27 protein-coding genes and 1 pseudogene are annotated in these 21,488 nt (G+C 41.9%); 11 read left to right on the forward strand and 17 right to left on the reverse strand.

Annotated features, from left to right (window positions below):
* Positions 1–116: 116 nt before the first annotated feature.
* Positions 117–1,463 carry a sodium/malate symporter MaeN gene (gene maeN / locus CDO84_RS15145; RefSeq protein ID WP_040081974.1) on the forward strand — a complete coding sequence of 449 codons (1,347 nt, stop codon included), beginning with the start codon at positions 117–119 and terminating at the stop codon, positions 1,461–1,463.
* A 34-nt stretch (positions 1,464–1,497) separates the two neighbouring features.
* Here the strand turns inward: maeN and CDO84_RS15150 are convergent, their stop codons facing one another.
* Positions 1,498–1,713 (reverse strand): hypothetical protein, encoded by a 216-nt coding sequence (locus CDO84_RS15150; RefSeq protein WP_040081973.1) that lies wholly within the window; start codon positions 1,711–1,713, stop codon positions 1,498–1,500.
* Between the two features lie 230 nt (positions 1,714–1,943).
* On the opposite strand from CDO84_RS15150, the gene CDO84_RS15155 reads away from it, so the two are divergent.
* From CDO84_RS15155 to mnhG, 7 genes are read left to right on the forward strand one after another with little or no spacing between them, the layout of a single operon-like run.
* Positions 1,944–4,349, forward strand: coding sequence for a Na+/H+ antiporter subunit A (locus tag CDO84_RS15155; protein ID WP_040081972.1), 2,406 nt, complete (start codon positions 1,944–1,946; stop codon positions 4,347–4,349).
* Positions 4,342–4,773 (forward strand): Na(+)/H(+) antiporter subunit B, encoded by a 432-nt coding sequence (locus CDO84_RS15160; RefSeq protein WP_014665185.1) that lies wholly within the window; start codon positions 4,342–4,344, stop codon positions 4,771–4,773. Before CDO84_RS15155 ends, CDO84_RS15160 begins: the two co-directional genes overlap by 8 nt.
* The gene (locus CDO84_RS15165) at positions 4,773–5,114 is read left to right on the forward strand and encodes a Na(+)/H(+) antiporter subunit C (protein WP_003220730.1); all 342 of its coding nucleotides are present in this window, start codon (positions 4,773–4,775) and stop codon (positions 5,112–5,114) included. The genes CDO84_RS15160 and CDO84_RS15165 overlap by 1 nt, the downstream gene beginning before the upstream one ends.
* Positions 5,107–6,588: a Na+/H+ antiporter subunit D gene (locus CDO84_RS15170; RefSeq protein ID WP_040081971.1), complete on the forward strand. Its 1,482-nt coding sequence runs from the start codon at positions 5,107–5,109 to the stop codon at positions 6,586–6,588. Before CDO84_RS15165 ends, CDO84_RS15170 begins: the two co-directional genes overlap by 8 nt.
* A 5-nt stretch (positions 6,589–6,593) precedes the next feature.
* Positions 6,594–7,070, forward strand: coding sequence for a Na+/H+ antiporter subunit E (locus CDO84_RS15175; protein ID WP_014665187.1), 477 nt, complete (start codon positions 6,594–6,596; stop codon positions 7,068–7,070).
* Positions 7,070–7,354: a Na(+)/H(+) antiporter subunit F1 gene (locus CDO84_RS15180; RefSeq protein WP_003228814.1), complete on the forward strand. Its 285-nt coding sequence runs from the start codon at positions 7,070–7,072 to the stop codon at positions 7,352–7,354. The genes CDO84_RS15175 and CDO84_RS15180 overlap by 1 nt, the downstream gene beginning before the upstream one ends.
* Positions 7,338–7,712 (forward strand): monovalent cation/H(+) antiporter subunit G, encoded by a 375-nt coding sequence (mnhG, locus tag CDO84_RS15185; RefSeq protein ID WP_014665188.1) that lies wholly within the window; start codon positions 7,338–7,340, stop codon positions 7,710–7,712. Before CDO84_RS15180 ends, mnhG begins: the two co-directional genes overlap by 17 nt.
* Positions 7,713–7,750: 38 nt before the next feature.
* Here mnhG and CDO84_RS15190 read toward each other — a convergent pair whose 3' ends face one another.
* The 6 genes from CDO84_RS15190 to degQ all read right to left on the reverse strand — a co-directional run bounded on the left by CDO84_RS15190 (position 7,751) and on the right by degQ (position 12,541).
* Positions 7,751–8,131: a hotdog fold thioesterase gene (locus CDO84_RS15190; RefSeq protein WP_040081970.1), complete on the reverse strand. Its 381-nt coding sequence runs from the start codon at positions 8,129–8,131 to the stop codon at positions 7,751–7,753.
* Between the two features lie 18 nt (positions 8,132–8,149).
* Positions 8,150–8,794 carry a two-component system response regulator ComA gene (gene comA, locus CDO84_RS15195; RefSeq protein WP_088299198.1) on the reverse strand — a complete coding sequence of 215 codons (645 nt, stop codon included), beginning with the start codon at positions 8,792–8,794 and terminating at the stop codon, positions 8,150–8,152.
* Between the two features lie 80 nt (positions 8,795–8,874).
* A complete protein-coding gene (locus CDO84_RS15200; RefSeq protein ID WP_040081968.1) occupies positions 8,875–11,172 on the reverse strand; it encodes a histidine kinase in 2,298 nt (765 codons plus the stop codon).
* A 7-nt stretch (positions 11,173–11,179) separates the two neighbouring features.
* Positions 11,180–11,341, reverse strand: a complete 162-nt coding sequence (comX, locus tag CDO84_RS15205) for a competence pheromone ComX (protein ID WP_003241045.1) — start codon at positions 11,339–11,341, stop codon at positions 11,180–11,182.
* A gap of 14 nt (positions 11,342–11,355) precedes the next feature.
* The gene (locus CDO84_RS15210) at positions 11,356–12,216 is read right to left on the reverse strand and encodes a polyprenyl synthetase family protein (protein WP_040081966.1); all 861 of its coding nucleotides are present in this window, start codon (positions 12,214–12,216) and stop codon (positions 11,356–11,358) included.
* Positions 12,217–12,400: 184 nt separating this feature from the next.
* Positions 12,401–12,541: a degradation enzyme regulation protein DegQ gene (degQ, locus tag CDO84_RS15215; protein WP_003220708.1), complete on the reverse strand. Its 141-nt coding sequence runs from the start codon at positions 12,539–12,541 to the stop codon at positions 12,401–12,403.
* 221 nt (positions 12,542–12,762) lie between these two features.
* On the opposite strand from degQ, the gene CDO84_RS21470 reads away from it, so the two are divergent.
* The gene (locus tag CDO84_RS21470; RefSeq protein ID WP_128422565.1) at positions 12,763–12,888 is read left to right on the forward strand and encodes a hypothetical protein; all 126 of its coding nucleotides are present in this window, start codon (positions 12,763–12,765) and stop codon (positions 12,886–12,888) included.
* Between the two features lie 114 nt (positions 12,889–13,002).
* Positions 13,003–13,371 (forward strand): YuzC family spore coat inner layer protein, encoded by a 369-nt coding sequence (locus tag CDO84_RS15220; RefSeq protein ID WP_014665193.1) that lies wholly within the window; start codon positions 13,003–13,005, stop codon positions 13,369–13,371.
* Here CDO84_RS15220 and pdeH read toward each other — a convergent pair.
* From pdeH to CDO84_RS15255, 7 genes are all read right to left on the reverse strand, one after another.
* Positions 13,347–14,576, reverse strand: a complete 1,230-nt coding sequence (pdeH, locus tag CDO84_RS15225) for a cyclic di-GMP phosphodiesterase (RefSeq protein ID WP_014665194.1) — start codon at positions 14,574–14,576, stop codon at positions 13,347–13,349. The two genes, CDO84_RS15220 and pdeH, sit on opposite strands and share 25 nt — an antisense overlap.
* A 135-nt stretch (positions 14,577–14,711) precedes the next feature.
* Positions 14,712–16,184, reverse strand: coding sequence for a nicotinate phosphoribosyltransferase (locus CDO84_RS15230; RefSeq protein ID WP_014665195.1), 1,473 nt, complete (start codon positions 16,182–16,184; stop codon positions 14,712–14,714).
* A gap of 15 nt (positions 16,185–16,199) precedes the next feature.
* Entirely contained in the window at positions 16,200–16,751 is a 552-nt protein-coding gene (locus CDO84_RS15235) for a cysteine hydrolase family protein (protein ID WP_014665196.1), read from the reverse strand.
* Between the two features lie 96 nt (positions 16,752–16,847).
* Positions 16,848–17,246: a YueI family protein gene (locus CDO84_RS15240; RefSeq protein WP_040081965.1), complete on the reverse strand. Its 399-nt coding sequence runs from the start codon at positions 17,244–17,246 to the stop codon at positions 16,848–16,850.
* 71 nt (positions 17,247–17,317) lie between these two features.
* The gene (locus CDO84_RS15245; RefSeq protein WP_014665198.1) at positions 17,318–17,566 is read right to left on the reverse strand and encodes a YueH family protein; all 249 of its coding nucleotides are present in this window, start codon (positions 17,564–17,566) and stop codon (positions 17,318–17,320) included.
* A 72-nt stretch (positions 17,567–17,638) separates the two neighbouring features.
* A complete protein-coding gene (locus CDO84_RS15250; protein ID WP_040082522.1) occupies positions 17,639–17,860 on the reverse strand; it encodes a spore germination protein in 222 nt (73 codons plus the stop codon).
* 59 nt (positions 17,861–17,919) lie between these two features.
* Entirely contained in the window at positions 17,920–19,029 is a 1,110-nt protein-coding gene (locus tag CDO84_RS15255) for an AI-2E family transporter (protein ID WP_014665200.1), read from the reverse strand.
* A 114-nt stretch (positions 19,030–19,143) separates the two neighbouring features.
* Here CDO84_RS15255 and CDO84_RS15260 point away from each other — a divergent pair.
* Positions 19,144–19,532 (forward strand): annotated as a pseudogene (locus tag CDO84_RS15260) (DUF2283 domain-containing protein).
* 40 nt (positions 19,533–19,572) lie between these two features.
* On the opposite strand, the gene CDO84_RS15265 reads toward CDO84_RS15260, so the two are convergent.
* The 3 genes from CDO84_RS15265 to CDO84_RS15275 form a co-directional block, all read right to left on the reverse strand.
* Positions 19,573–19,809, reverse strand: a complete 237-nt coding sequence (locus CDO84_RS15265) for a YuzF family protein (RefSeq protein ID WP_003220677.1) — start codon at positions 19,807–19,809, stop codon at positions 19,573–19,575.
* A 177-nt stretch (positions 19,810–19,986) separates the two neighbouring features.
* A complete protein-coding gene (locus CDO84_RS15270) occupies positions 19,987–20,517 on the reverse strand; it encodes an HD domain-containing protein (protein ID WP_003244444.1) in 531 nt (176 codons plus the stop codon).
* Positions 20,518–20,714: 197 nt separating this feature from the next.
* The gene (locus tag CDO84_RS15275) at positions 20,715–21,446 is read right to left on the reverse strand and encodes a (S)-benzoin forming benzil reductase (protein ID WP_040081964.1); all 732 of its coding nucleotides are present in this window, start codon (positions 21,444–21,446) and stop codon (positions 20,715–20,717) included.
* Positions 21,447–21,488: the final 42 nt, after the last annotated feature.

Here is a 21,488-nt window from a genome sequence, read left to right on the forward strand (position 1 = left end):
TTCTAATTCAAAAGACCCCCTTAATTTAATTGTTTATTGGTTTTTTAACTTAAAAAAATATGAAGTGTTAACGCTTTCTTGTAGACTGTAACAAACAATACATGGGGGTGTATGACATGGGAGCAATTCCAAAAACGGGGACAATTTCACCTGAGCAAAAAGACCCACAGGGGAAAAACCTGTTTCAAAAAATCTGGGCTTGGGAAATCGGTGTGATTCCTCTGCCATTATACACAGTTTTAGCTGTTATTATTATTCTTGCAGCCTATTACAATGAGCTGCCGGTAAATATGCTTGGCGGGTTTGCCATCATCATGATTCTTGGTGTATTTCTTGGAGACATAGGCCAACGTATACCGATATTGAAGGATATTGGCGGCCCTGCTATTTTATCTTTATTTGTTCCTTCATTTTTAGTCTTTTACAATGTACTGAATTCAACATCTTTAGACGCTGTAACCAACTTGATGAAAACGTCTAATTTCCTTTATTTCTATATCGCTTGCCTTGTAGTGGGAAGTATCCTCGGTATGAATCGAATTGTTTTAATACAGGGGTTTATCAGAATGTTCGTTCCACTGGTTGCAGGAACGATCGCGGCCGTTGCAGCAGGCATTCTTGTCGGATTTATTTTTGGCTACAGTGCTTATGATTCCTTTTTCTTTGTGGTTGTCCCGATTATTGCCGGGGGAATAGGTGAAGGAATTTTGCCGCTTTCAATCGCCTATTCACAAATACTAGGCTCATCCGCTGATGTGTTTGTGTCTCAGCTGGTCCCAGCCGCTATTATAGGAAACGTTTTTGCTATCATATGTGCAGCCTTAATGAAAAAGCTTGGCGATAAGCGTCCAGATCTTAATGGGAACGGACGTCTCGTAAAATCTAAAAAAGCAAATGAGATTTTTAATCAAAAAGAAACCGAAGCAAAAATTGATTTCAAACTCATGGGAGCTGGAGTTCTGCTCGCGTGTACATTCTTTATTTTCGGCGGGTTATTGGAGAAGTTCATCTTCATTCCAGGCGCGATCTTAATGATTATTTCAGCTGCGGCTGTCAAGTATGCGAATATTCTTCCGAAAAAAATGGAAGAAGGCGCTTACCAGCTTTATAAGTTTATTTCTTCAAGCTTTACATGGCCGCTCATGGTCGGTCTCGGCATCCTCTTTATTCCGTTGGATGACGTGGCGTCTGTGATTTCTATTCCGTTTGTCATCATTTGTATATCAGTTGTAATCGCGATGATTAGTTCTGGATATTTTGTGGGCAAGCTGATGAACATGTACCCGGTTGAATCCGCAATCGTTACCTGCTGCCACAGCGGTCTTGGCGGAACGGGTGATGTTGCCATTTTATCAGCATCAGGAAGAATGGGCCTTATGCCGTTTGCCCAAATTTCAACACGTCTCGGCGGTGCAGGCACAGTGATTTGCGCGACAGTTCTGCTTCGTTTTTTCACTTCATAAACAGAAAGAGTTCCGTTTTACACGGAACTCTTTTTTATCTATTTACAATCCGAATATACTCTCGCGGACCAAACGGCAGATCCTTTGATTCCGTCTCACTCATTCTGGCTGACAGGTGATGCTCCAGTAAATACAGCTCCCACTCATCACGAGCAGCCACACCGCTGCGCCCGTCATATTGATTCAACATGAATGCCCCTGTAAATACTGAGCAGAATAAACCTGAGCACATCACTATTTTTCTTTTCACATGACCAGCTCCTTACATTCAGCTTGATCAGGAATGATTTTAAATATACAAATAACCTCTTTTTTGTTAGACTTATTTTGAGGTCAAAAGAACTCATAAAAAACAATTTCAGCAGTTCGAAGCGTGGCAGCTTGCAGAAAAGTGCGATATAATTTGGACTAGGTCGTTTGACCGTATATTTCATACATAGCGCATTTTTCAATTGAGAACGAGAAAAAGGAGGTCTTACTTTGCAGCTCTTACATTTTGCTATTTTATCGCCTTTTTTATTTGCTTTTATCATTCCATTCTTGGCAAAATACGCAAAAAGAGTGCATACGGGCTGGTTTGTGTTAGTCCTGCCCGTCTTGCTGTTTATATACTTTCTCCCCATGATCAGGATGACACAATCTGGAGAAACACTTCGGTCGGTATTAGAGTGGATTCCTTCACTCGGCATTAATTTTACCGTTTATATAGACGGCCTCGGGTTATTATTCGCCTTGCTGATCACAGGAATCGGCTCTTTGGTCACTCTTTACAGTATTTTTTATTTATCGAAAGAAAAAGAACAGCTTGGGCCCTTTTATGTCTACTTATTGATGTTTATGGGCGCCATGCTCGGCGTTGTTCTTGTAGACAATGTCATGGTTCTCTACATGTTCTGGGAGCTTACAAGCCTTTCATCCTTTTTGCTGATCGGCTATTGGTATAAGCGAGAAAAGTCGCGCTACGGCGCCGCCAAATCACTTTTGATTACGGTCAGCGGCGGGCTGTGCATGCTTGGCGGATTTATTCTCCTTTATTTGATAACGGATTCCTTCAGTATTAGAGAGATGATTCATCAGGTTCAATTAATTGCCGGCCACGATTTGTTTATCCCGGCTATGATTCTCATTTTATTAGGTGCATTTACGAAATCCGCGCAATTTCCTTTTTACATCTGGCTCCCTGATGCGATGGAAGCTCCGACGCCTGTCAGCGCTTATCTCCATTCAGCCACTATGGTAAAAGCCGGCATTTATGTAATTGCGAGATTCAGTCCAATTTTCGCCTTTTCAGCCCAATGGTTTTGGATCGTATCCCTCGTCGGGCTCTTTACGATGGTTTGGGGCTCATTCCATGCCGTGAAACAAACTGATTTAAAATCGATTTTGGCATTTTCAACCGTCAGCCAGCTCGGTATGATCATCTCTATGCTCGGAGCCAGCGCTGCAGCCCTTCATTACGGCCATACAGAATATTATACAGTTGCCGCCATGGCTGCCATTTTCCATTTAATCAACCATGCTACCTTTAAAGGAAGCTTGTTTATGGCAGTCGGGATTATCGATCACGAAACAGGCACACGGGATATCCGAAAGCTAGGCGGCCTGATGGCGATTATGCCGATTACGTTTACCATTTCTTTAATCGGAACATTTTCAATGGCCGGACTTCCGCCGTTTAACGGATTCTTGAGTAAAGAAATGTTTTTCACAAGCATGCTTCGCGTAGCACATTTTGATCTGTTCAACGTGCAGACATGGGGCATTCTGTTCCCTGTTCTCGCCTGGATTGGAAGTGTATTTACGTTTATCTACAGCATGAAATTGCTGTTTAAAACATTCAGAGGAAATTACCAGCCTGAGCAGCTTGAAAAACCGGCTCACGAAGCGCCTGTCGGCATGCTCGTATCGCCGGTCATTCTTGTCGCTTTAGCTGTCAGTCTCTTCTTTTTCCCAAATATCTTGTCGTACAGCCTGATAGAGCCTGCGATGAACTCAATCTATCCGACACTGCTGGACGACCATGAGAAATTCCACGTTCACATTTCACAGTGGCATGGGGTTACAACGGAATTGCTCATGACTGCGGGTATTGTTGTGATCGGAACAATCGGTTATTTATCCCTGAATAAGTGGAAGGGAATCTATAAACTGTTTCCTTCAAAACTCACACTCAACCGGTTATACGATAAGCTTTTGACTCTGATGGAGAAAGGCTCTTACCGGGTCACAAAACAATATATGACCGGGTTTTTAAGAGATTATTTGCTGTATATCTTCGCTGGTTTCATCATTCTGATGGGCGGAGCTTTTGTCATCAAAGGCGGATTTTCCTTTACAACAGAAGGCATGGCTAAAATCGGCGTATACGAAATCATTTTGACGCTTGTCATGATCAGCGCCACAGTGGCGACTGTTTTTGCCAGGTCAAGACTGACGGCGATCATTTCACTTGGTGTTGTCGGTTATGCGCTTGCATTGTTTTTTGTCATTTTCAGAGCGCCGGACTTGGCATTGACTCAGCTTGTCATTGAAACGATTTCTGTGGCACTGTTTCTGCTTTGCTTCTATCATTTGCCGAAACTGAGATTGAAAACAAAAACGAGAACGTTCCGGATGACGAATTTTATCATTTCTTTAGGAGTCGGGACGATCGTTACTCTGCTCGGCATCGCATCCTCAAGCCAGCGGACAAAAGACAGTATTGCATCCTTCTTTGTAAAATACAGCCACGATCTCGGCGGAGGGGACAATGTCGTCAATGTCATCCTCGTTGATTTCAGGGGATTTGATACAATGTTTGAAATTACGGTATTAACAATAGCCGCCCTCGGCATTTACAGCATGATTAAAACAAAAGTAAAAGAGGAGGGGAAAAGCGGTGAATGAACAAAAAACAAATGACTTAATTCTTCAAACTGCGACAAAACTTGTATCCTTTATCATTTTGCTTTTCTCTTTCTATTTATTTTTATCAGGGCATAACGCGCCCGGAGGAGGCTTTGTCGGCGGACTGATCACGTCCTCTTCCATCGTTCTGTTGCTCCTGGCATATGATTTAAAAACCGTGCGTTCCCTTTTGCCGGTTAATTTCATTTATGTCGCGGGAGCCGGCCTTCTGCTCGCTGTATTAACAGGCGTTGGCTCCTTTGTCTTCGGGGCTCCTTTTTTAACCCACACATTCGGATACTTTCAGCTGCCGATCTTTGGGAAAACGGAGCTCGCCACGGCGACGATATTTGATTTAGGCGTTTATCTTGTTGTCGTAGGCATTACGATGACCATTATTCAAACGATTGGAGAGGAAGAATAATGGAAATCTTAATGGCTGTATTAGCCGGTATTATTTTCATGGCTGCTACGTATTTGCTGCTGTCTAAAAGCCTGCTTCGCGTCATTATCGGAACAGCACTGTTAAGCCATGGCGTTCATTTAATGCTTTTGACTATGGGAGGATTAAAGAAAGGCGCCGCTCCGATATTAAGCGAGCATGCCAAATCATTTGTCGATCCGCTTCCGCAAGCCCTGATTTTGACGGCAATTGTCATTTCATTTGGCGTTACATCATTCATCCTGGTCATGGCCTTTCGCGCTTATCAGGAATTGAAATCGGACGATATGGATCAAATGAGGGGAAATGATCAACATGAATAATTTTGTTATTTTGCCAATCCTGATCCCGCTTCTGTCGGCCATTCTGCTGATTTTCATGACGAAAAATCTTATGCTCATGCGGATCTTCAGCACTGCGGCATCGGCTATCGGGATTGTGATCAGCGGCATACTTGTACAGACTGTCTTCACAAAAGGTATCCAAACACTTAGCTTAGGCGGCTGGAAAGCACCGTACGGCATTGTGCTCGTCGCAGACCAATTCGCCAGCCTGCTCGTTCTCACAACAGCGGTCATCGGTTTATTGGTTGGGCTTTATTCCTTCCGTTCCGTCGGTGAAAAACGTGAGCGTTCCTTTTATTACTCCGGCGTGCAGTTCTTGCTTGCCGGCGTCAGCGGGGCGTTTTTAACAGGCGATTTATTTAATATGTACGTATTTTTTGAGCTTCTGCTTATTGCTTCCTATATGCTGATTGTATTAGGCGGCACAAAAATTCAGCTGCGGGAATCCCTTAAATATATTGTGTTTAATATCGTATCGTCTGCCCTGTTCGTCATAGGTGTCGGGTTTTTATACGCGGTAACAGGCACGTTAAACATGGCGGATCTTAGCGTAAAAATCACTGAATCAGGACAAACCGGGCTGATCACTGTGATTGGTGTCCTGCTGCTTTTGGTATTTGGCATGAAGGGCGGAATTTTCCCCCTCTACTTTTGGCTTCCAGGCTCTTATTACGCGCCTCCGGCGGCAATCTCCGCATTGTTCGGCGCTTTGCTGACAAAAGTCGGATTATATGCGATTACGAGGGTTTTCACATTAATTTTTATTCACGATACAGCCTTTACCCATCAGCTGATGATTTGGCTGGCGGCGCTGACTGTGATTTTCGGTGTAATCGGTTCACTCGCTTATTCAGATGTCATGAAAATTGTGATCTATAACATTATTACCGCTGTCGGCGTGATTTTGTTTGGTGTGGCAGTACACACCCCCGCATCCATTCAAGGCGCCATTTACTATCTGATTCACGATATGCTGATTAAGGGCGCTTTGTTTATGCTGGCGGGCACGCTGATCGCATTGACTGGAACTGCGAGCCTGCATAAAATGGGCGGACTGATCAAACGCTATCCTGTTCTTGGATGGATGTTTTTCATTTCCGCTATTTCTCTTGCTGGCATTCCGCCACTGAGCGGATTTGTCGGCAAATTTAAAATTGCGGAGGGCGGCTTCGCAGAAGGTGAATTTACGATATCCATGCTGATTCTGCTTTCGAGTCTGCTTGTCCTGTACTCTGTGCTGCGGATCTTTATACATGCGTTTTGGGGCGAAGAAAAAGAAACGCCAAAACCAAATCATCGAACAGCTAAAGGGCTTCTTTATCCGGCAGCTATTTTTCTCTTGCTGTCTCTTCTCTTCGGATTGGGTACAGAATGGGTGTCGCCTTACGTTGATCAAGCGGCCGAGACGCTGCTGAATCCGGAAAAATATATTGAAGCTGTTCTGAAGGAGTAGATCGCATGGCATTTCAAATTTTATTAAATGTGTTTCTCGCTTTTTGCTGGATGTTCTTAAGCAACAGTCCAAGCGCCGCAGGATTCATTACAGGCTATATTCTGGGAATGCTCTCTCTCTTTTTCTTCCGGCGCTTTTTCACTCGCCAGTTTTATCTATGGAAAATGTTTTCTATCATCAAGCTCTGTTTCATTTTTATAAAGGAACTGTACCTTGCCAATGTCAGCGTGATGAAGTCCGTTTTATCACCAAAAATGAATATCAGACCGGGCATTTTTGCTTTTAAAACTGAACTGACGAAAGATTGGGAAATCACCCTGCTTTCCCTGCTCATTACATTAACGCCGGGAACCTTGGTGATGGATATTTCTGATGACAGAACAATACTTTATATTCATGCAATGGATATCGAGGATGCGGAAAAAGCGATTTTTGATATTCGGGAGTCTTTTGAAAAAGCCATACAGGAGGTGAGCCGCTGATGTTTACGCTGATCCTGCAAATCGCGCTCGGCATTATGGCAGTGTCTACCTTTTTGTATGTCATTCGTGTCATTAAAGGGCCGACTGTGCCCGACCGGGTCGTGGCTCTGGATGCTATCGGCATCAATCTGATCGCGATCACGGCGCTTGTCTCCATTTTGCTGAAAACAAGTGCGTTTTTGGATATTATTTTGCTGCTGGGGATTTTATCATTTATCGGAACAATTGCATTTTCCAAGTTCCTGGAGAAAGGAGAGATTATCGAAAATGATCGAAACCGCTAAGGTCGTTGTAGCTGTATTCATATTGCTTGGCGCTCTTGTATGCCTCATTGCATCATTCGGAGTGCTTCGCCTTCCAGATGTGTTTACACGCTCTCATGCTGCTTCTAAAGGCTCAACATTGGGGGTCAATATGATTCTGCTCGGTGTCTTCTTTTATTTGTGGTTTGTGTCAGGGGAACTCTCCGCAAAAATCCTGCTTGGAATTCTCTTTATCTTTATTACGTCGCCTATCGGCGGACACTTGATCTGCCGTGCTGCGTATAACTCCGGCGTCAAGCTTGATGAGAGAAGTGTGCAGGATGACTATAACGGAATCAGAAACTTTGTGATAAAACGAAAAAAGGATTCTTATTTATAAAAATAAGCAGCCGGACAGGCAGAGTTCCGGCTGTTTTTTTATTTCTTGATGACAGCCAGCGTGCATCTGGATATACAGATTAGCCTCTCTTGCTCGTCATATATGTGAATATGATAGACAATCGTCGTTCTGCCTACATGAACGGGCTCGGCTACCGCCTTTACCGTTCCTTCCTTAACAGATTTTAAATGGTTGGCGTTAATCTCCAAACCGACACAAGCTTGCGTTGTATGATCAATCAGGTTCTGTGCACCTGCGCTCGCCGCGGTTTCCGCCAGGGCCACTGAAGCGCCTCCATGCAAATATCCGAACGGCTGTACCGTCCGATGATCCACCGGCATGACCGCAACGCATCGTTCCGCAGTGTTTTCAACAATCTCAATACCAAGCGCTTCAAGCAATGTATGCTTCATATCCATCATCTACACCCCCAACATTTAAAGTACACCGTCTGATTTCGCAATCAAAACCGCTTCCGTCCGGGAACCGACATTCAGCTTATTAAAAATCGATGTCAGGCTGTATTCAATGGACCACTTGCTCAAGTGAAGGGCATCTGCGATTTCTTGGTTTGTAAATCCTTTTTCAACTTCTTGCAGAATCAGGCATTCTCTAGGTGTGAGCACATCTTGTTCTTTTTGAGAGGAAGGAGCCGGCTTTGTTTTTTGCTGAGTCATCAGCTGTTTAAAGTAAGCAAAATCGACTAAAATTTCTCCGTTGAGTACGTGGTATATGTATTGGGTGATCTTTTCTTTAGATTCCGTTTTGCTGATGGCACCGTGCAGACCCGCACGAATCGCTTCCTCAAAATAATCCTCGACCTCATAACCGGTATACACGATAATTTTACAATGAGGATTCTCTTGTAAAATCTGTTTAGAAAGCTCCATCCCATTGACCTCGCCGCCTAAATTCAGATCCATTAAAATGAGATCATATGACGAGAAATCATGCTGCTTGATAAACTGTTCGCTCGGTTCAGGACTGAGACAATCAACAGACAAATTCGAATCCGTTTCCAAAATTGTCTTGGTGCCTTCCATGACAGCCGGATGGTCATCAATCACTAGTATCTTTTTCATGTTTTCCTCCCTTTTACTCACTCTTTTCCATTTTATAAAAAAGACTTGGCCTGTGCCAAGTCGTTTCCGTTATAAATCCATTACAATTCGATTTCAATATCAGCCTTAAAGCCCTTTCCTTCACTCGTTTCAATCCGAAGGCGCCCATCTAAAGCCCTGACTCTCTCCTTAATGCCAGAAAGCCCCATGCTCATGGAATGTTCAGTATTTTTTTCTAGGTCAAACCCTACGCCATCGTCCTCATAATGAAGAACAATTTTGTTTTGTATACTGATGAGCATAATCAGCACATCCGTCGCCTGAGAGTGCTTGACCGCATTAGACAGAAACTCTTGAATGATCCGGTATAAATTCAGCTGCGAATCCAGATCAAGGGAAGCCGTAAATCTGCCGGTATTTAAACGGATATGAAATGGAACCCGCTCCTGCTGCTGCGCCACCAGCTTCGACAGCGCCTTCACCAATCCAAGATCATACAGAAGCTGCGGTCTCAGCTCATGACACGTCTCCCTCGTCATCGAAATCACATCTGACATCTGCTCATTCATCTGTACAAGCTTGTCCTGCACTTCTTCACGGCACGGATTGTCATCCTTTTTAAAATCACCCAAAAACAGCTCACACTGGCGTTTTAAGGAAATCAAGTCCTGAAGAACCGAATCGTGGAGATCGCGGGCGAGATCGGAGCGTTGTTTTTCCTCGATCGTGTACATGAGTTTTTTGAGCCATACGGGGTTGGATTCTTGTTGTTTTATTTCTTCTAAATGACTCATCAGTTCTTCAATTTTCATGACGTTTTCGATCGATACGTTTGTATAAAAAGCCAATGTTTTCAGCCAAGAAAGTTCTTCAAGTGTAAGACGGGGCGTATTCATTTTAGATAAACAAAGCATTACAAATGATTTCCCACCGCGTTCACCTATCTTCATGACAAAACCTTTATTAAATTCAACGATTTTCCCTATTTCGGATGTTACTTTTCTAAATTCTTTTTGATAGACTTTTTCAATTGAATTTACGTTCGCATCATCATATAGTTTAATATTTCCGTCAGCTGAAACTTCATATACATGTGCTCGGCTAACAAGAGAAACCTCAAGTATAGTATTTTTCAGTTCTTCAAATACTTGAGATAGGGAAGTAGAGTCTCTTATCATCTGCGTGAATTTATATATACTGTCTTGATAATTGAATTTTTCTGAGACCCTTTTTAATCTAAATCTGAAATCAAGTACTTCTTTATAATAAAAGACCGCCAACATGATAATATAAATTAAAAAGGTTAGTTTAACACTATAAAAATCACTATCAGGACTACTAATTAATTCAATTGTAGAGATTAGAATAATTGTTGGCGTTAGAGCTAAAAAGCCATAGTACCTTAATCTGCTTAAAATAAAATCCACATTATAGATTTTATTTGTCATGAATTGAAATACTAAGGAGAAAGGTATTAGCATCATAAATGAAGCTGCTAAAAAGGATGAAACATAGTGCGCATTTAAAAAGACATAAGGTATCAAATATAAACACAAAAAAGGTGAGAAAGAAAAGATATTAATAATAGTGAGAACTTTAATAATATGCGCTTGTTCAGTATCTTTATTTTTAATTAAAATGATACAGAAATATATCCCTACTATGATAAATAAAAAGAAAAAGGATAGTAAACTTAATTTAGGCACATAATCACGAAAGAAAAGATGTGAACGAAACATTTCACACACTACATTTATGATCGGTACCAAATATAAAATGAAAACTTTTTTATCAAATAAGGTAGTGCCTAACTCTCTAAAATAATGATAAAGAAAGAGAAGGTAGTTTAGCGGTACAGATATTAATGTTACCACCATAATACATCTGCATAGTATATCGCCTTTAACAGAAACTCCTGCGCTTATATAAGCAATAGAAGCCGATAACAGAAATATAATTAAAACTAAAGCAGATGGTAAATCCTTTGATTCATTTATTTTTATTATAAATAGGCAACAAAATAAACAAACAATATAAAACATTAACGGTATTAAGTAAGTAGAAAAATTTTTATCATTAAATAAAGTCAGCTTTAGCTCAACATCCTTGCCATTTCTCTCAACAACCATTGAGCTCACATTTTTAAGCTTATTCATTTTTATTTCTTTAGTGTTTATCTTTTGATTATTAATACGCTTTACGATATCCCCTTTTTCTATTCCGCTGTATGATGCCATTGAATATTCATCTACATTGGTAATTACAACGTCTCCGTTCTTCCCTTTCGAAACAGTTGCTCCAACTAACAAATTATTATTGCTTATATAGGTCAAATAAATAACATATAACAGACTTATTACAACTAACAATACAGAAATTTTATTGGTTCTAGACTTCATTTAACCCTCAATAGTGCCAATCCATCATTGAATAAATTTCTAACCCTTTAAAACCATTTATGATACATTCAGATTGATCTTTATCAACACCCAATAAACAAGCATTTCCTTCCATTACTTCCCTTAAAACATTTGGGTATTTAATTAAGTATCCTACCATTTCTTGCATAATAAATCCCCTCCTTATTTAATCATAACAGACAATAATTTTTCAGTTTTATCTTCTCCTAGTTTTAATTGTGACATTTCATTTTTTATTTTTTGGAGAGATAAATGTTTCATCACCAGTAAATATTGTATAACGCCTGCTTCTGTCAATTTTCGCTTCAAAGCCTTAGTATTAATTGAAACAAATTCCTCTGGTTTTTGATATAAACTTAGTAGCTCCGCTGAAGCATCGTTAAATTGTTTCTTTAAGTATAAGTATGCCAATGTATTTTTTTTCTGAACAAAATCGTTATTTAAGTAAAACAAACCTTTATAATCATTATCGATCTGTGAAATAATCCCAAGTTCATAAGAATAAGAAGCCACGATGGGATGATATTTGCCTGTTGCCAACATTACTCCCATTACACAAGGCAATGCCGTTAGCGCTCCTGATTTATTTTTGATCATTTCAAGACAGGCTTCTTCAGTTTGCGGCGCATTCACAATATCATCATGCTGGCCTTGAATTGATTGTAACGCAAAATTCAATATCTCTTGTGAAAATTCTGGTTCATGACTAGCTTGACACATCACTTGTATACTTAGGGTGTAAAGAGCTGTAACTGCATTTAAAGCGATTGACGAGTCAATCTTCATCCAGACAGCACTTCCATTATCTTGATCCTCTAAGTCATCATAAATATCGAATGAGAGTATAAGCAATTCAATTCCGGCAGCTAGCCATTCGATTGCTTTTTGGTCCTGACCGTTAAAAGCTAAATAATGATGAAGAGCCAAATCGGCAAACTCAAACGTATCCTTAGACTCAATAAAATTCTGAAGATATCGTTCCAAGTCCTGATTCATTATTTTTTGGCTTACAATCTCCTTCATTTTCTCCTTGATCCGGACAGAATCTAAACATATCTGCTCAATAACGACTTCCCCCCTCCCATTCCATTTTACTAAATGGGACATTTAAAGGACAGCAGGTTTTTCGTTTTTTAACAATCATATAATACTTTATCCATTTATTGTATCGGTAGAACGAAAAAAAAGACTTGTTTCCAAGTCTTTTTCACGAAATTTTCATTGCATAATTGTATTTATCGAGTTGATCAATGCTTTTGTTAATGTTTCGTAATGAATCTGTCGTTTCTTTAATATCAAGTTCGAGTCGGAATAACAATTGTTTTACTTCTTCAAGTTTCTTTTCCATCGTTTCCACACTCCTTTTTTTGAAAGATCAATGAATTGTGTATGGTGAACGAGTCCTAGGTATTTGATCTGTTACTAATAGTGTATCTGCTTTCGGCTTATTTTTCACCGAAAAGTATACAAAAAAGTCCTGCGTGACACCGCAAATATCAATAGGTCCTTATACTCAAAGAGATCACAACAAGAACAGGACTATTTTTCTATGGGCAAGAGCGGATATTTCTGCTCAAATTGAGAAAGATTCTTAATTCCCTTGATTTTAACGTGTTTCACATTTTTATTAAGCAAGACTATAGTCCTTCATACCGTATTTTCAAAATTGAATATGCGATTCTTGGCGTTTCCTGACCGACAAACACCGAAAAAGACCGCAACGCTAAAGTTGTGGTCTTTTCGCTTTGTCATATTCAGCAAATGGGGATCTATACATATAGAAACACCACTTTTGTGTGAGGTGCTCCCATGAGATATCGTTATCCCTGGTTTTACGTGTATCCGTATGAGATACGCCGTCCGCCCGCTCCTGCCTCCAATATAGATACTTTTATCCGTTCAGCGAAGCAGGCCGCAGGGATTTTTGCGGATGCTCAGCTGGTGCTCAGCCGCATTGCGGGCTCGCGGGAGCTCTCGCGCCGCATTCTGACCGCAGCCGAGCAGTCCGATAAACAAACCATAAAGCGCCTGATCAAACAAATGGGCGTCCGGCATGAAGTGGATACGGTCTTTAATCCCGACGGCATCTATATCAGCCTTATCGGCACGCAAAGCCGAATGATTCTTGCTTTGCGGTGGTCAGAGGACCGCAATCATTTTGCGTCCATAAGATTATGACACCATTCCAGAGCCTCAAGATAACATTCATACGCTTCTTCTTTGTCCAGTTGATTACCTAATTCCGAGCAAGTGTCCCAGTTGTTGCTTTCAATTAATTTCACAAGCTCAAGCATTTGGTAGTAGTCGTTTTGATGGCCTAATAACGCTTGCCCGACTTCATCTTTCAAAGGCAATTCTTGTACAATTTCCTCTATTTCTCTATGCAGGAGCGTGTCTATGAGAGAAAACATTCCGATCAGCATATAAGAAGCAGGCTGCGGCCGGGATGCCTTCCTCGCCAGCAGCTCGCAAAGCTTTGCTCTTATCAAAGAAATCTTAATGATTTCGTGCTTGCTGGAATGCCCTTTTCTGCTTAAATCCTTAAAGGAAAGAATATAGATCCACCGTTTGATTTCATTAAATCCAAGCAGCATAATGGCCTGCTGAATGCTTTCAATTTTCTGGCTCAAACGGCTGTGGGATGAGTTTAAAAATTTTAAAATTTGATAGGACAGTGATAAATCCCGCTCTATGTACTCTGTTACACGCTTTATGTTAGGCTGCTCTTTGCTCAGTTCGTTAAGCAGTTCATAGTAAGAATAAAAATGAGTCGACAGGTCATGCCCGCTGATGATGCGCGGCTCGCTGAAAAAGTAGCCTTGGAATAATTGAAAGCCATCTTGAACTGCCTGTTTATATTCTTTTCGGGTCTCTACCTTTTCTGCTAAAAAAATTAAGCCGCTGCAGCTGTAGGTTTGCAAAATTTTTCTGCGTTCCATTCGTGTTGTTTTGAGAAAATCAATTTTCAATATATCAATATAGCTCATGAGCTTTTCCAATAAGTCCTCATTTTGCGGGTTTATTGCATAAAAATCATCGAGCGCCAGCATATACCCCATTTTTTTCAATTCTTTGCATCTAGAAATGAGGGCCGGCGTGATCGGTATATCTTCAAGGATTTCAATGACAAGCTGTTTCGGATTGAAGGAGGTGGGAAGATTCGAAAACATCAGGCTTTCCGTAAAATTAACAAAACAGCGTTTTCCTTCCGTCAGCTTCTCAATTCCGATGTTTAAAAAGCTGTTGATCACCAAATCTGTTGTTGCCTGATCGCCGTCTTTAGCGCTATATACGTTCTCTTCGCTTTCTCTATACAGCAGTTCATAAGCAACAACCTGTTCTTTTCTATTAAAAATAGGCTGTCTTGCAACAAACACCCTCATTGATTAATCCCCCTTACAATACGCGCGGCTTTCACCCCTAAGTATATCAAATATTTTGACGAAAATTGTCTAAACATGAAAAATAATATATTCATAAAAAAACTGGCCCTTCGCGAACGAAAGGCCAGTTTTTATTTATTCTTCCTCAAGCTCTTCTTCAATTCTGCTTTTTACTTCGTGGATCCGCTGCATTTTATTGCTCCAGCAGTCCTCGCTTAAATCAACCGGGTATTCCTCCGGCTTGCTGATTCTTTTATATTCCTCCCAAAGCAGGCTGAGGTTATCCTGCACATACTGCTGTATGTCTGAAATCTCAGGGTTTTGGTAGCAAAGAATTCCCTTTTCAAAAATCAGCTCATGAAGATCCTTCGCATAAAAATTTGTGACAAATTTGCTGATGAATGTATGGACCGGATGGAACATTCTGAGCCGCTTCTGATCATTCACCTGCTCATCATAAAGCGCGATATAATCGCCTTCAGAATGATGGTTGGACTGATTGATAATTCGGTAGACTTTCTTTCTGCCCGGTGTCGTCACTTTTTCAGGATTGGATGAAATTTTGATCGTGTCGACCATTTTCCCGTCTTCCTCAATGGCAACGAGTTTATAAACTGCGCCGAGAGCCGGCTGGTCATAGGCAGTGATCAGCTTCGTACCGACACCCCAGACATCAATGCGCGCTCCCTGAGCCTTTAAATTCATAATGGTGTGCTCATCCAAATCGCTTGAAGCAATCACCTTCGCATCTGTAAATCCTGCTTCATCAAGCATTTTACGGGCTTTTTTTGACAGGTACGCCAAATCGCCGCTGTCCAGGCGGATGCCAATGAAATTAATGCGGTCGCCAAATTCCTTGGCAACCCTAATCGCATTCGGCATGCCTGAACGAAGCGTATCATACGTGTCGACTAAAAAGACGCAATCCTTATGCGTTTCCGCGTATTTTTTGAAGGCTGTATATTCATCGCGGTAAGCCTGCACAAGCGCATGCGCATGTGTGCCGGAAACCGGGATATTAAAGCGCTTTCCGGCTCTTACATTGCTTGTCGCGCTAAAGCCGCCGATTAAGGCTGCTCTCGCTCCCCACATGGCCGCATCCATTTCATGTGCCCGCCTTGTTCCAAATTCAAGCGCAACTTCATCACCGATGACGCCTTTAATCCGGGCAGCCTTTGTTGCGATTAATGTTTGATAGTTCACAATGTTGAGCAGAGCCGTTTCAATCAGCTGCGCTTCAACCAAGGGCGCCTCCACCCTCATAATCGGCTCATTATTAAAAACAAGCTCTCCTTCTTTCATGGAGTAAAGTGAACCTGTAAAAGTCAAGCCGCGCAAATATTCGATAAAATCTTCTTGGTACCCCAGTTCATCTTGTAAATAACTCAAATCGCTATCCGTAAACTTGAAATTTTCCAGATACTCTATGGCTTTTTCCAAGCCCGCAAATACGGCATAGCCATTTTCAAACGGAAGCCTTCTGAAAAACAGCTCAAAAATCGCTTTCTTTTCATGAATGCCGTCTCTCCAGTACGTTTCCGCCATATTGATCTGATAAAGGTCTGTATGCAATGACAGGCTGTCATCTTTAAATCCGTACTCTAACACTGTTTTTCCCCTTCCTTACTCTGCCACTTGCGCTCCGATGCTATTTGCAAAATGGGAAAGAGCCCATGCGTGCCCCTCCTGATTAAAGCTGGCAACAGCCTGTTGATGCACAACAATCTGAAAACCTTTGTTGTATGCGTCAACGGCCGTATGTAACACACAAATATCTGTGCAGACACCGGCAAGATGCAGTTCGCCAATCTGCCGCTCTCTGAGTTTGAGCTCTAAATCAGTTCCCGCAAAAGCAGAATATCTCGTTTTTTCCATGTAGTAAACATTCGGTTTATGTTCATGTTTCTGATATAGAGGCAAAAGCTTTCCGTACAGATCTTTTCCTTCCGTGCCTTTTATATTATGCGGAGGAAAAAGACGGGTTTCGGGGTGATATTGATCCCCTTCATCATGAGAATCTACTGCTAATACGACGTAATCACCGTTTGTGATGAATTCTTCGGTTAAATTGACGATCGCCTCTTCAATCATTCTGCCGGGCTCCCCGCAGGTCAATTTTCCGTCACTCGCCACAAAATCATTCGTATAATCAATACAAATAAGTGCTTTTTTCATAGCCGGCCTCCCCGCCATCAGTATGAGAACATTATATCTTATCTCCAGTTGTAAGTGAATTGCCATGAATAAAAAGACAAACGGCCCGTTTGTCTCTTAAGATTTCAGCACTGACCGATTATAAATGTCGTCCTGAATATATATCAATTCACGATTCACAGCGATGTCAGCCGCAATGACGAGGCCTAAAGGCGTATGAAACTGAAGATCAGATACAATCTTGAAGGGCACTCCGTATCGATTCGCCATTTGGATATAAGGAGAATAAGACTGGTACTGAAGCTCTCCATTAATCAAAAGGGTGACGTTATTGCTGTTTTTCAGCTCTTGTTCCGCCTCTTTATACGGTTTGCTTCTAAGCACTTGTCCTTTCGTCAATGCCAAAACGACTCTTTCTCTTAAAGAGCCTAAAAACAAATGGCGCTCGTCAGGCTTTGTCTCCAAAGGCCCATACATTCCTTGCTGCAAATAGAGATCCATTTTATCTTCACTCAAAAGCCTGTCCTCCCGTCTTGTTTGTTTTCATTATCACCTGATCAGGCAGGAGCTAAACTTTCAAACGCGGTTTACATTTCTGTTACCCAATGAATGATTTTTTTTGCCAGCTCACCAGCAGGGGCTTCCTCTGTATGCCGGCGCAACGAAGCTTCCAGCCGTTCAGGCAGAGTTGCTTTATCTTCTTCATAGGAAATGATCGTGCTCCACTCCAGCTGCGGGACCGCTACAAGCGTGCGCAGTTCTTTTCTGTTTTCATGCAGATACACGTCCGTGATCATTTCGGTTTGCGTATTGATATTTGCTTTTCTGATTTTCATAACATGACCTCTCTATTCAAAGACTACCCATATTATACAATAAAAAAGCAACAGCCTCTTGTGAAAAGGCTGTTACCCGTTAAACGAAACTGTTTCATCAATGATATCGGCATCTTTGAAAAGAGTTTTACTCGTTTGGTTGTTAATCTTCACAAAGTCACCAAGCTGAAATGTGCCTGACCCCGCCCCTGAATGAGCGACGCTTTTGGGCGAAATCGCAAATACGTCTCCAAAGCTTGCCGCGGCATTACCCGTAACTGACATGATATAAATCGGCCCCACAATTGCAGGCATTTCCCCACCTCCGCATTGATTTACAGCATCATATGCAAAGAGCCGCAAATGGTGCCCGCCTATTCAGCGGGCTTTGCGTTTTCTTCGAGGCGTGACCGCTGGCGCAGTTTGATCAAGCGGACAATATTCAGGAAGAACGCCTTCACTACCGCATAAACCGGCACCGCTAAAATCATGCCGAGAATTCCGCCGAAGCTTCCCGCACCGATTAACAGCAAAATAATCGTAAGCGGATGCGTATTCAGCCGTTTTCCGATCACAAGAGGAGACAGCAGGTTTCCGTCCAGCTGCTGAACGATGACAACCACAATAATCGCAAACAGCGCTTTAGCCGGCGAGTCCATAAAACCGACAATGACAGCCGGCGCGGCACCGAGAAAAGGCCCGACATAAGGAATGATATTGGTAATCGCCATGACAATCCCAAGAATCAGGGCATACGGCAGTCCGGCAATTAAATAGCCGATAAAGCACGCTGTCCCGACAAATAGACAGATTAACAGCTGTCCCTGGAAATAAGCCGCAAGCGTATCTGATAAATCTTTAAAAATCTTTAAGCCTTCTGTCCGATAAGAAGCCGGAAGAATTTTTACCGCCAAATGCGGAAAGCGGTGTCCGTCTTTCAGCATGTAAAAAAGGATAAATGGAACAGTAATAATAACAAGCGTGATGTTTGTCACGACGCCAAACACCGCAGATAAACTGGACGTGATATTTTGCGGCAGGTTTTGGAGAAAGCTTGTCAATGACTGTTCAATTTTTGATATTGATACATAATCCTGATTCATCATCCAGGTAAACCATTGGGAATGAGACAAATCCTTTGTCAGCGCCTGAATCTGTTTTATGTAATCAGGAAGGTTGTTGAACAGCCCGGTTACCTGCGATGTGATGACAGGCCCGACTGACGCTGAAACGAAGGCAAGCAAACCGATAAACAGTAAATAGATCAATAGAATGGATAATGTCCGCGGAATTTTTTTCTCAAGCAGGCGGACGACCGGATTAAATATGAAATACAAAATTCCCGCAATCAGCATCGGGAAAAACAATGTCGAGATAAAAACAATGAACGGCTGAAATACAAATGAAACTTTTGTCGCTACATAAATAATCAGCAAAACAAATAAAATCTGCAATGTCCAAAAATGGACTTTTGATTTCAACAAGCTTTGTTCCTCCTAGTTTTTCTTTGTCTGTCAGATAAAAGAACTTATACCCCATCATTGTAACAAAAATGAACTCATATCAGAACTCTTAATATAATGAAAGGAGTGTTGCTAATGAAGGCCGTGACATACGATACAGATTCAGAACTGGCTTATATCTATGTTCTTCCTTTGAAAAAAGAACAGGAATGTACGGACTGCGGAGCTCAGAGTCAATGATTGTCTCCTGCTGGATATCAGCCAAACGGCAAAATCGCCGGATTCGAATGTTTTGGTGAGGCAGACGCCTCTGTTCCCCATTTGCCGGGAAATCCTGGCTGTATGTAAAAGATTCAGACGGTTATCAATTTCGGGTCTGCCAGCATGCTTCAGTCTGTTCCTGCTATACGGTGTACGGCGCCACTTTCTGTTTTTTAGATGGTGACTATCAGGAATTTGCCGGTTTTGACCTTGACGGAACAATGTATTCCAGTGCGTTTTTACAGCGCTTAACTGAAAAATAGGACGTCCCGGTGTACGCCTATTTTTCATGCGCAAGCACTGTTAGACCCGCTCACTGTAATCTGGCGTGACGGAAATCATGTGCTGGATTCTGATCAAACAAACAGAATTTCGGGCTCCTTCAATTGTGATATGGTCAGGTTTTACATCGATCAGTCTGCCTCTGACCGTATCTCGTACTGTCTGTATAACGAACCTTGAGCCGATGAGCTTTTTAATGGTCTGATAGACATAAGGATCGACTAAAGAGACCAGTTGCGGACTACCTTGGTTGACCATACTTTTATCCCCTTTGTGTGTTTTATCTCAGCTTATGCCGCGCTTATGGATAATGACACAGGCTTCCCTGATAAAACAAAGGGGTGCGGAGATTTTAGGAGAATACGTTTGGAAGCGGGTGTAAAGGAAGTGTCGATGAAGCGGAGACAGCGAAGAAAGCTGGCCGCTGTTCCGTACTTATACAGGCTTTATCACGGATGCCTGGGCTTGGTCGATTAATTGGTCCAGCTTTTCTATTTTTTTTCGTGCGGTTGAAGGATCAATTTGGCGGTAATGATGGTGGCCACCCGGTTCTTCATCCAGTTCGTCCGCTTTTTTGACAATCTGCTGCAGCGTGTTTTTATCTAATTCGCCTTCAGGCAAATAGGAATCTGTATGAAGCAAAATGGCTAGGGCAATTTCTTTTGCCGCTTTCGGTTCCTCGCCAAGCCGAATCAGAAGCTTATGCGCCCGTTCTGCCCCTTTAATGGCATGGATGTCATTTCTTTTGTATTTCTCATAATCCCACTTTCCGTCTGTATACCATTCATAATGGCCGATATCATGAAGCAGTGCTGCTTTTGCTGCTAAATCAGGATTGATGTCAGCCTTCACAGACAGCCTGTATGCATGATAAGCGCAGGCAATCGCATGTGCCACGCCGGAACGCTGAAGATATTTTTGTGCAATTGGATGGGTGAAAACATCCATTAATGTAACCTTTCTCATGGAAACCCCTCCTTTAGATATTTTTAGAATCCTAACATAATTTGCAGAGAAACTCAATTCTTATGTCACATCATTTTGATCTTCTTATCATCATTGTTATACCCTAAAAGCAGCGTTTCAGTCAGTATATGCCGCTGTTCAATAAATGCTCTGGCTGCAGCCTTTTTTTATAAAAAAAAGAGCAGAAAATATCTGCTCTACAAAAACTCTTTCATATCATAAATTCTTCCGTTTTCCGTCCCTTTTTCTAATAAAGAAAGCAGCGTGCCGACAATAAAGTCCGGACTGCGAAGGCTTCCTGTTTCATTTAATTTCCGGAACCGTTCAATGTGGTGGAAATCCTTTTTCGATGAAGAACGGATGACGGCCTGCATCTCAGTGTCCATCACACCTGGTGAAAACGAAATCATGTGCACTGGCAGCTCTTCATCCTCCTGTTCAAATCCGAATGTTCTCGTAAACATATCGAGCCCGGCTTTTGAACTGCAATACGCGCTCCATCCCTTATATGGATTTTTGGCGGCTCCTGATGTAATGTTGACAACCGTCTTTTTGCCGCTGTATGAAACAAATCGTTTTGTAAACATCTGACTCAAAAGCACGGGTGCAGTCAGGTTCAGCTGATAATGGCGCTGAAGCTCGTCAAGAGACGCTTCGCCGGCGCGTTTGATCGGCGTTACCATTCCGGCGTTATTGATCAGGGTAATACCAGAATAACGATCTGGATCGATGGATGAGAGCAATGTTTCAAATTGCTGTTCAGCTTCTTCAAGATTGATGAGGTCTATTTGATGCTGCGTCAGTTTTTCGTGAGACACATCCGCTTTCGTTCTGGATAAGGCATGGACTTCATGGCCCTTCTCTAAAGCCTGTGATGCAATGGCTTGACCCAGCCCTTTTGACGCTCCGGTGATGATATAAAGTTCCATTGGAAACCTCCTTTTCCGTTATTATTGTACGGCACCGCTTTT

The sequence above is a fragment of the Bacillus sp. MD-5 genome, assembly GCF_002201875.1.
Classification (GTDB): domain Bacteria; phylum Bacillota; class Bacilli; order Bacillales; family Bacillaceae; genus Bacillus; species Bacillus stercoris.

What these genes read in the sequence shown, in the direction of transcription:
- CDO84_RS15170 (WP_040081971.1), top strand. Translation starts at nt 5,107, where the DNA reads ATGAATAATTTTGTTATTTTGCCAATCCTGATCCCGCTTCTGTCGGCC.
- CDO84_RS15270 (WP_003244444.1), bottom strand. Translation starts at nt 20,517, where the DNA reads ATGAGAAAGGTTACATTAATGGATGTTTTCACCCATCCAATTGCACAA.
- CDO84_RS15245 (WP_014665198.1), bottom strand. Translation starts at nt 17,566, where the DNA reads ATGAAAATCAGAAAAGCAAATATCAATACGCAAACCGAAATGATCACG.
- mnhG (WP_014665188.1), top strand. Translation starts at nt 7,338, where the DNA reads ATGATCGAAACCGCTAAGGTCGTTGTAGCTGTATTCATATTGCTTGGC.
- comA (WP_088299198.1), bottom strand. Translation starts at nt 8,794, where the DNA reads ATGAAAAAGATACTAGTGATTGATGACCATCCGGCTGTCATGGAAGGC.
- CDO84_RS15210 (WP_040081966.1), bottom strand. Translation starts at nt 12,216, where the DNA reads ATGAAGGAGATTGTAAGCCAAAAAATAATGAATCAGGACTTGGAACGA.
- CDO84_RS15275 (WP_040081964.1), bottom strand. Translation starts at nt 21,446, where the DNA reads ATGGAACTTTATATCATCACCGGAGCGTCAAAAGGGCTGGGTCAAGCC.
- CDO84_RS15265 (WP_003220677.1), bottom strand. Translation starts at nt 19,809, where the DNA reads ATGGTCAACCAAGGTAGTCCGCAACTGGTCTCTTTAGTCGATCCTTAT.
- CDO84_RS15250 (WP_040082522.1), bottom strand. Translation starts at nt 17,860, where the DNA reads ATGCCTGCAATTGTGGGGCCGATTTATATCATGTCAGTTACGGGTAAT.
- CDO84_RS15200 (WP_040081968.1), bottom strand. Translation starts at nt 11,172, where the DNA reads ATGAAGTCTAGAACCAATAAAATTTCTGTATTGTTAGTTGTAATAAGT.
- degQ (WP_003220708.1), bottom strand. Translation starts at nt 12,541, where the DNA reads ATGGAAAAGAAACTTGAAGAAGTAAAACAATTGTTATTCCGACTCGAA.
- maeN (WP_040081974.1), top strand. Translation starts at nt 117, where the DNA reads ATGGGAGCAATTCCAAAAACGGGGACAATTTCACCTGAGCAAAAAGAC.
- CDO84_RS15220 (WP_014665193.1), top strand. Translation starts at nt 13,003, where the DNA reads ATGAGATATCGTTATCCCTGGTTTTACGTGTATCCGTATGAGATACGC.
- CDO84_RS15235 (WP_014665196.1), bottom strand. Translation starts at nt 16,751, where the DNA reads ATGAAAAAAGCACTTATTTGTATTGATTATACGAATGATTTTGTGGCG.
- CDO84_RS15180 (WP_003228814.1), top strand. Translation starts at nt 7,070, where the DNA reads ATGTTTACGCTGATCCTGCAAATCGCGCTCGGCATTATGGCAGTGTCT.
- comX (WP_003241045.1), bottom strand. Translation starts at nt 11,341, where the DNA reads ATGCAAGAAATGGTAGGATACTTAATTAAATACCCAAATGTTTTAAGG.
- pdeH (WP_014665194.1), bottom strand. Translation starts at nt 14,576, where the DNA reads ATGAGGGTGTTTGTTGCAAGACAGCCTATTTTTAATAGAAAAGAACAG.
- CDO84_RS15175 (WP_014665187.1), top strand. Translation starts at nt 6,594, where the DNA reads ATGGCATTTCAAATTTTATTAAATGTGTTTCTCGCTTTTTGCTGGATG.
- CDO84_RS15190 (WP_040081970.1), bottom strand. Translation starts at nt 8,131, where the DNA reads ATGGATATGAAGCATACATTGCTTGAAGCGCTTGGTATTGAGATTGTT.
- CDO84_RS15165 (WP_003220730.1), top strand. Translation starts at nt 4,773, where the DNA reads ATGGAAATCTTAATGGCTGTATTAGCCGGTATTATTTTCATGGCTGCT.